The organism is Paraburkholderia sp., from assembly GCF_035501035.1.
In the GTDB taxonomy this organism is placed as follows: Bacteria; Pseudomonadota; Gammaproteobacteria; order Burkholderiales; family Burkholderiaceae; genus Paraburkholderia.
Genome location: NZ_DATJWR010000238.1, coordinates 20,954 through 28,017 on the forward strand (window position 1 = coordinate 20,954; position 7,064 = coordinate 28,017).

Annotated in this window: 8 protein-coding genes; 7 read left to right on the forward strand and 1 reads right to left on the reverse strand. The window is 65.6% G+C overall.

Going from position 1 to position 7,064, the window contains the following annotated elements; genetic code table 11:
• The first annotated feature begins 99 nt into the window (after positions 1-99).
• The 7 genes from VMJ11_RS17615 to VMJ11_RS17645 all read left to right on the forward strand — a co-directional run bounded on the left by VMJ11_RS17615 (position 100) and on the right by VMJ11_RS17645 (position 6,683).
• Positions 100-855 (forward strand): DeoR/GlpR family DNA-binding transcription regulator, encoded by a 756-nt coding sequence (locus VMJ11_RS17615; RefSeq protein WP_325620680.1) that lies wholly within the window; start codon positions 100-102, stop codon positions 853-855.
• A 417-nt stretch (positions 856-1,272) separates the two neighbouring features.
• Positions 1,273-2,355, forward strand: a complete 1,083-nt coding sequence (gene phnS, locus VMJ11_RS17620; protein ID WP_325620674.1) for a 2-aminoethylphosphonate ABC transporter substrate-binding protein — start codon at positions 1,273-1,275, stop codon at positions 2,353-2,355.
• A 72-nt stretch (positions 2,356-2,427) separates the two neighbouring features.
• Positions 2,428-3,537, forward strand: coding sequence for a 2-aminoethylphosphonate ABC transport system ATP-binding subunit PhnT (gene phnT, locus VMJ11_RS17625; protein ID WP_325620675.1), 1,110 nt, complete (start codon positions 2,428-2,430; stop codon positions 3,535-3,537).
• On the forward strand, positions 3,515-4,429 hold the full coding sequence (locus tag VMJ11_RS17630; protein ID WP_325620676.1) for a 2-aminoethylphosphonate ABC transporter permease subunit: 915 nt from the start codon (positions 3,515-3,517) through the stop codon (positions 4,427-4,429). The genes phnT and VMJ11_RS17630 overlap by 23 nt, the downstream gene beginning before the upstream one ends.
• Positions 4,419-5,294, forward strand: coding sequence for a 2-aminoethylphosphonate ABC transport system, membrane component PhnV (gene phnV / locus VMJ11_RS17635; protein ID WP_325620677.1), 876 nt, complete (start codon positions 4,419-4,421; stop codon positions 5,292-5,294). Before VMJ11_RS17630 ends, phnV begins: the two co-directional genes overlap by 11 nt.
• Before the next feature lie 151 nt (positions 5,295-5,445).
• The gene (locus VMJ11_RS17640; RefSeq protein ID WP_325620681.1) at positions 5,446-6,072 is read left to right on the forward strand and encodes a GntR family transcriptional regulator; all 627 of its coding nucleotides are present in this window, start codon (positions 5,446-5,448) and stop codon (positions 6,070-6,072) included.
• 56 nt (positions 6,073-6,128) lie between these two features.
• Positions 6,129-6,683: a phosphonate degradation HD-domain oxygenase gene (locus VMJ11_RS17645; RefSeq protein WP_325620678.1), complete on the forward strand. Its 555-nt coding sequence runs from the start codon at positions 6,129-6,131 to the stop codon at positions 6,681-6,683.
• Positions 6,684-6,722: 39 nt separating this feature from the next.
• Here VMJ11_RS17645 and VMJ11_RS17650 read toward each other — a convergent pair.
• Positions 6,723-7,064, reverse strand: a 342-nt coding sequence (locus tag VMJ11_RS17650) for a hypothetical protein (protein ID WP_325620679.1), incomplete at its 5' end; no start/stop codon positions are given.

The window sequence follows — 7,064 nt, forward strand, 5'->3', positions numbered from 1 at the left end:
ACGTTCGGCGCGTGCGCCGCGTGGTGGGCGGCCATGCGTAATACAATACGGCGGCTCTTCCGTATTCACGCGATTCCACGCACGACCCGCGCTCCCGAGATGCTCGCAGAACAACGTCACCAATACATCCTCTCGCAAGTGAACCGGACTGGCGCGCTTTCCGTTGCGGACCTCGTGCGCGAGCTGCGCGTTTCGCGCGAGACGATCCGGCGCGACCTCAATACGCTGGCGGAGCGCGGCCTGCTCGTCACGACCCACGGCGGCGCGCTCTCCAGCGACCGCCGCGAGCCCGATCTCGACGTGCGCGAGGCCGCCAACGCGAGCGCCAAGCGCGCGATCGGCGAGCGCGCCGCGGAGTTCGTGCCCGACGGCGCCTCCGTCATCATCGATTCGGGCAGCACCACGCATGCGCTCGCGCGTGCGCTGACCGACCGCCATCGGCTCACGGTCTATACCAACGACTGGCGCATTGCGCTGCTGCTCGGGCGCCGCAACGAGAACCGCGTGACGCTGCTGGGTGGCGAGTTGTCCGACCACGAGGAGGCGACCTTCGGCCTCGATACCGTGCAGCAGCTGGCCCAGTATCACGCCGACTTCGCATTCGTCGGCGCGGGCGGCATCACCGCCGACGGCTGGCTGACCGACTACTCGCGCATGGTCGCCGAAGTGCGCAGCCGCATGCTCGCGGCCGCCGCCTGCCCGATCGTCGTGGCCGACCATTCGAAGTTCGGGCGCGTCACGCCCGTGCGCATCAACGGTTTCGAGCAGGCGCGCTACGTCATCACCGAACTCGCGCCCGAAAAGAGCGTCGCGCGCGCCATTACCGCACGTGGGCCCGAACTCGTCATCGCCTGATCGTTTCTGTCGCGTGGCGGCTGCCGTCGCGTTTCTCGTTTTCCCGTAGATCGTCTGCATGCCGGCCCCGGCCGCGCAAGCAGGGATATGCTTCGTTGTATGGCGTGTCGAATATTGGCGAATTGTGGAATTTTTTGACAAACGCCACAATCGTCATGCGGCTGTCATCAAAACCTGTGATTCTTGCGGGGCCCGTCCAGACGGGCCGACAAGCGAGGCAGGCGGTAACCCCGCGCCCCGCTGTGCCGGCCGGTTCAGATGAGAAGTGTCGGATTGCAGACAATCTGCAATCCATGGCGCCATCTTGGGCGGGCATGGCAGGCGGCGCAGTCCGCCGAAGTTCGAATTATTCGATCTATTCAATCACAAACGCATCGGGTATCCCCGAGCATCTGGTTTTTGCCTTCGGAGAGTGACATGAACCACACGAATATCCATCGCGCGGGTTTTGCACGCAAACTGTTGCCGATGGCGGCTGCCGCCGCGCTGCTGGGCGCCGCGATGAGCGCGCACGCCGCCGACGCCGTCGTGCTGTACACGGCCGACGGCCTCGAAAATCTCTACCGCGACGTGCTGCCGGCCTTCGAGAAGCAGGAAGGCGTGAAGGTCAATATCGTGACGGCGGGTAGCGGCGAAGTGGTGAACCGCGCCAACGTCGAGAAGGATTCGCCGAAGGCCGACGTGATCGTCACGCTGCCGCCGTTCATCCAGCAGGCGCAGCAAAGCGGCTTGCTGCAGCCGTATCAGAGCGTGAACTACAAGAACGTGCCGGCGATCGCGAAGGCGCCGGACGGTTCGTGGGCGACGTTCGTGAACAACTACTTCTCGTTCGCGATCAACCCCGAAGTCGTGAAGAACCAGCCGAAGACGTTCGCTGACCTGCTGCACCCGGACTACTCGGGCAAGGTTGCCTACTCGAACCCGGCGACGGCCGGCGACGGCATGGCCGTGATCATCCTCACGACCTCGCTGATGGGCGAAGACAAGGCGTTCGACTACCTCAAGAAGCTCGAACAGAGCGCCAAGTTCCACACCAAGGGCACGGGCTACCTGGACGTGCTGCTCTCGCGCAACGAGATCGCGGTGGCCAACGGCGACCTGCAGATGGACCTCGACGACGCGGCCAATGGCGGCCTCTCGCTCAAGCCGATCTTCCTCGCGGCGGATGCCGGCGGCCATCCCACCACGTTCCAGCTGCCGTACGCGATCGGCCTGATCAAGAGCGGCCCGAACCAGGCCGAGGGCAAGAAGCTGATCGACTACCTGATGTCGACGCAAGTGCAGTCGAAGGTGCCGGACATCTTCGGCATCCCGGCCCGCACAGACGTGCCGCTCACGGGCAAGAACGGCGAAGCGGTGAAGCAGGCCATCCAGGGCGTGAAGCTGATCCCGGTGGACTGGAACCAGGTGATGGCGAAGAAGGCCGACTGGACGGCGCGCTGGAAGAACGAAGTGATTGGCTCGTCGGGCAAGCAGACGGAAGTCGTGAAGCCGCAGTAAGCGTTTGCAGCCGCGGCCACGCGAGCGGTCGCGGCGAGCGATTGAGCAATGCCCAAGCAGGAGATGAACCCGGTGAATACCGCAAGCCTCGCGCCGGCCGGCATGGCCGGCGCGCTGCCGGACGCGTCCGGACTGACTGATACGACGGACGCGCGCCGCGCGGCTGGCGTGCAGATCGACAACCTCAGCGTGCGCTTCGGCGCGCGCACTGTGCTCGACGATTTGTCGCTCACGATCCGCCGCGGCGAACTGTTGACCGTGCTGGGCCGCAGCGGTTGCGGCAAGACGACCTTGCTGCGTTTCATCGCCGGGTTCATCGAGGCCGATGGACTCGCGGGCTCGCTGACCGTGGCGGGCCGCGATCTGACCCATGTGCCGCCGCATCAGCGCAACCTGGGTCTGCTGTTCCAGAGCTACGCGCTCTTTCCGCATCTCTCGGTGTTCGAGAACGTCGCGTTCGGGCTCAAGGCTCGCCGCGTGCCGTCGCGCGACATCGCGCGCCGCGTGGCGGACGCGCTCAAGCTCGTGCAACTCGGCGACGCGGGCCACGTCATGCCCGCGCAGCTCTCGGGCGGCATGCAGCAGCGCGTGGCGCTCGCACGCGCGCTCGTGATCGAGCCGGACGTGCTGCTGCTCGACGAACCGCTCTCGGCGCTCGACGCCAATCTGCGCGCTTCGGTGCGCTCCGAATTGAAGGCGCTGCACGAGCGCCTGCCCGATCTGACGATCGTCTGCGTGACGCACGACCAGGACGACGCGCTCGTGCTCTCCGACCGCACGCTTTTGATGCGCGACGGCCGTATCGCGCAGCTCGGCACGCCGCAGGAGCTCTACGACACGCCCAACGACGCCTACGTGGCCCGCTATCTGGGCGCGGCGAACCTGCTGCCGCCGACCGTCGCGTTCCCGGTGGGCGATGCGCGCCACGACGTGCGCGACAAGCTCGCGTGCCTGCGTCCCGAAAGCCTGCGCATCGTGCCGCTTGGCGAGGGCGCGCTGCACGGCACGATCGAATCGGTCGAGTGGTATGGCTCGGTGCTTTCGGTGCCGGTGCTGCTCGACACGGTGCCGAACGAACCGGTGCTCGTCACCATGCAGCGCGGCCACGGCATGATGCCGGCGAAAGGCATGCGTGTGTCCCTGCGTTACGAGGCTGACGATGTCGTCCTTATCAACCCCTGATTCCGCTTCGACGTTGCCCGGCGCCGCAGCGCACGTGGCTGCCGTACGCCGTCGCGAGCGGCGCGCGCAATGGCATATCGCGTTTCTGCTCGTGTTCGTGCTCGGGCCGCTCGTCGTTTATCCGCTCGTGCGCCTTGTGCTGCTGAGCCTTTCCGGCGCACACGGCTTGAGTCTGCACGCCTACGGCGCCTTCTTCGGCAACCCCGATTCGCGCGGCGTGATCGGCACGACGCTGTGGATCCTGTTCCTGAGCGCGGGTCTCGCTTCAGTGCTCGGCGTCGCGCTCGCGGCGCTGCTGTTCTTCAAGCCGTTTCCGGGCGCGCAACTCGTCACACGCTTTCTCGAACTGTTCGTGGCGTTTCCATCGTTTCTCGTCGCGTTCACGCTGATTTTTCTGTACGGCTCGCAGGGTTCCGTGAGCATCGCGCTGCAGCGGATCTTCCACCTGCAGACGCCGCCGCTCGACTTCCTGTTCGGCATCGGCGGCGTCGTGCTCGCCGAGGTGGTGTTTTACGCGCCGTTCGTCGTGCGTCCGACGCTCGCCGCGTTCGCGCTGCTCGACATGCGTCTCATCGAAGCCGCGCGCAGTCTCGGCGCGAACAGCCGCATGGTCGCCATGCGCGTGATCCTGCCGCTCGCGTGGCCGGGCATCGCAGCGGGCACGATCCTCTGCTTCCTGCTTACCTTCAACGAGTTCGGCATCCTGCTCGTGCTCGGCAGCGCGCACCTCGTCACGCTGCCGGTGGCGATCTACAGTTCGGCCACGGTCGATCTCGATCTGCCGACGGCCGCCGCAGGCGCGGTGGTCATGCTCGCGATGTCGCTTTCCTTGTATGCGCTGTATCGGCGCGTGAATCGCCGCAGTCATGGAGGCGCGCGCAATGTCAACTAATCCTGCTGCCGGTTCCGACCGTATCGCGCTGCCGCCGAAACATCATCGTGCGCGGCCCGTCGAGCGCAGGCTTGTCACGCGCATCGTCAGCGCTACGTTGCTTGGCTTCGCGGCGCTGCTGTGCTTCTGGCTCTTCGTCTTGCCGGTGATCGTCGTCGCGCTGTCGAGCGTCGCGTCTCACTGGTCGGGCACGATCCTGCCCGACGGTTTCAGCATGCGATGGTTCGAGCGCCTCGGTTCGAGCGATTTCGATGCGCTCGCAACGAGCCTCGAAGTCGGCTTCGGCGTGGCGGTGCTCGGCACGGCGCTCGGCCTGTGGCTCGCGCTCGCGCTCGAAGGGCGCGACCGGCGTGGTCTCGGCGCCATCGTCGATACGCTCGCGATGGTGCCCAATGGCGTGCCGAGCGTGGTGCTCGGCCTCGCAGTGCTGATCGCCTATCACAAGGCGCCGGTCGATCTGTCGAGCTCGGCCGCGATCGTCGTGTTCGTGCAGCTCGCGCTCGTGTTGCCGTTCTGCTATCGATGCGCTTCCGCGGCGTTGCGTCCCGAGCTGACCGTGCTGCGCGAAGCGGCTGCGAGCCTCGGCGCGCCGCCGTCGATGGTGCTGCGCCGTGTGGTGCTGCCCCAGCTCGTGCCGGCCATCCGCGCGAGTCTCGCACTTGGCTTCGCGCTTTCGCTCGGTGAACTGGGCGCGACCCTCACGGTGTATCCGCCGGGCTTCGCCACGGTTCCTATCGTCGTGGTGGGCGCGGTCGAGCGCGGTTACTACCTGCCGGCATCGGCGCTCTCGTTGATCCTGCTCGTCGTTTCGCTGGGTGCGCTGCTGCTGATCGCGGCGCGCGTACCGCGCCGACGCGCGGACTGAACGGATGGATGCCATGCGGGTCGATGCGCCGCAGGCGCGAAAGAGGCGGTCCGGGGAGGACGTGCAAGAAAGAGACGATGCCCGCGCGGGTGGCGTCTCGTCCGACGCGCCTCGGCATCGACATGCACTTGCCGACACCACGCCGCTTGCGATGGTGCGCCAGCATTCGCTCACAGCACTGGTGCGCGACGAGATCGAGCGGTGTATCGCGGCGGGCCAGCTCGCACCCGGCGACAAGCTCAACGAAGCCGACTGGGCGGCGCGTCTCGCGGTTTCGCGCGGACCGGTGCGCGAAGCGTTTCGCGCGCTGGAGCAGGCGGGGCTCGTGCGCACCGAGAAGCATCGGGGCGTTTTCGTGCGCAGTGTAGGTGTGGCGGAGGCGCGGGAACTAGGCGAAGTGTGCGCCGCGCTGCGTGAAGCGGCATGCAGGATGCTGGCGGCGCATATCGATGCGGCCCAGGTCGCGGAGTTGCGCGAGCAGCTCAATGCGATGCGCGACGCGGTGGTGGCCGAGAACGCAGAGGCCTTTCTGCACGCGCGCGACGCGTTTCGCGCAGTGCTCGTCGCTGCGGCGGGCAATGCCAGGCTGCTCGAGACCTATGAGAGAACGGTGAGCGAGCTGCGGCTCTCGCCGCGTCGGGCCCTGCCGGCGCACAGCATGATGGACGCTTCGTATGCGGGACACAGGTCGCTCTTGAGCGCGCTAGCGTCGCGCGACGCCGATGAATCCGCAAAACGTATGCGCGTGTCTTGCGGGGACGAAGCACATAAGGAATGAAGGGCGGCGGCCGCGACTGGCGCTCGCCGGGTCACATATTAGAGGAGTAATAGAAGATGGCACTGAGCCTCGCGGATATTCGTGAACTGTTCGAGACGTACGGAGCGTTGTCCTATAGCGGCGAGCCGGTCACGCAGCTGGAGCACGCGCTGCAAAGCGGCGCGCTTGCGGAAGAAGAAGGGGCGAGCGAAGAGCTGACTGCTGCGGCGTTCCTGCATGACTTGGGGCACCTGCTCAATCGTCAGGGCGAAACGCCGACCGAGCGCGGCATCGACGATCTGCACCAGTACTATGCGCTGCCGTTCCTGCGGCCGGTGTTGCCCGATAGCGTGCTCGAACCGATTCGTTTGCACGTCGATGCGAAGCGTTACCTCTGCGCGGTCGATGAAGCCTATTTTGGTTGCCTGTCGGCTGACTCGATTCGAAGCCTCGAACTACAGGGGGGAATCTTCAGCGCGGAACAGGCTGGCGACTTTGCCGCGCGCCCCTATGCTGAAGACGCGGTGCGCCTGCGCCGCTGGGACGATCTCGCGAAGGTCGTAGGCAAGGCGACGCCGGATCTTGATCACTATCTGCAGCTCGTCGAACGCGTGATGCAGCGCCACGCGTGACACGTTCCGGCGTCGGCGTTTTTCCGAATTTGCTGGGCGTCAAAAAAACGCTTGCAAGGTGTCACGCGTGTGACTAGAATTCCGGTCTTTCGCGCTTTCGATGAAGGCGCGGGGAGACGGGAAGCCCGGGGGAAATCCTTGTGGCGTCTGGGTCTGCGGGTGATTCGAAGTCAGGCGGCAGGTTGAGCGAAGTAAAAAAACCTGTTGACAGTTCGCCCGGCAGTCTTCATAATCTCGTTTCTCTGCTGCTGACGCAGCAACGCAGAAAGAAGCCGGTAGTTGAGTGGTTTTAACGGCAACTTCGCGAACGATCTTTAAAAATTTACAGCCGATAAGTGTGGGCGCTTGATGCGGTGGCGGCCCGACTGTCCTTCGGGGTGG

Excerpts from the sequence above, each read along its gene's own strand:
- VMJ11_RS17615 (WP_325620680.1), top strand. The coding sequence starts at position 100 with ATGCTCGCAGAACAACGTCACCAATACATCCTCTCGCAAGTGAACCGG.
- phnS (WP_325620674.1), top strand. The coding sequence starts at position 1,273 with ATGAACCACACGAATATCCATCGCGCGGGTTTTGCACGCAAACTGTTG.
- VMJ11_RS17630 (WP_325620676.1), top strand. The coding sequence starts at position 3,515 with ATGTCGTCCTTATCAACCCCTGATTCCGCTTCGACGTTGCCCGGCGCC.
- phnV (WP_325620677.1), top strand. The coding sequence starts at position 4,419 with ATGTCAACTAATCCTGCTGCCGGTTCCGACCGTATCGCGCTGCCGCCG.
- VMJ11_RS17640 (WP_325620681.1), top strand. The coding sequence starts at position 5,446 with ATGGTGCGCCAGCATTCGCTCACAGCACTGGTGCGCGACGAGATCGAG.
- VMJ11_RS17645 (WP_325620678.1), top strand. The coding sequence starts at position 6,129 with ATGGCACTGAGCCTCGCGGATATTCGTGAACTGTTCGAGACGTACGGA.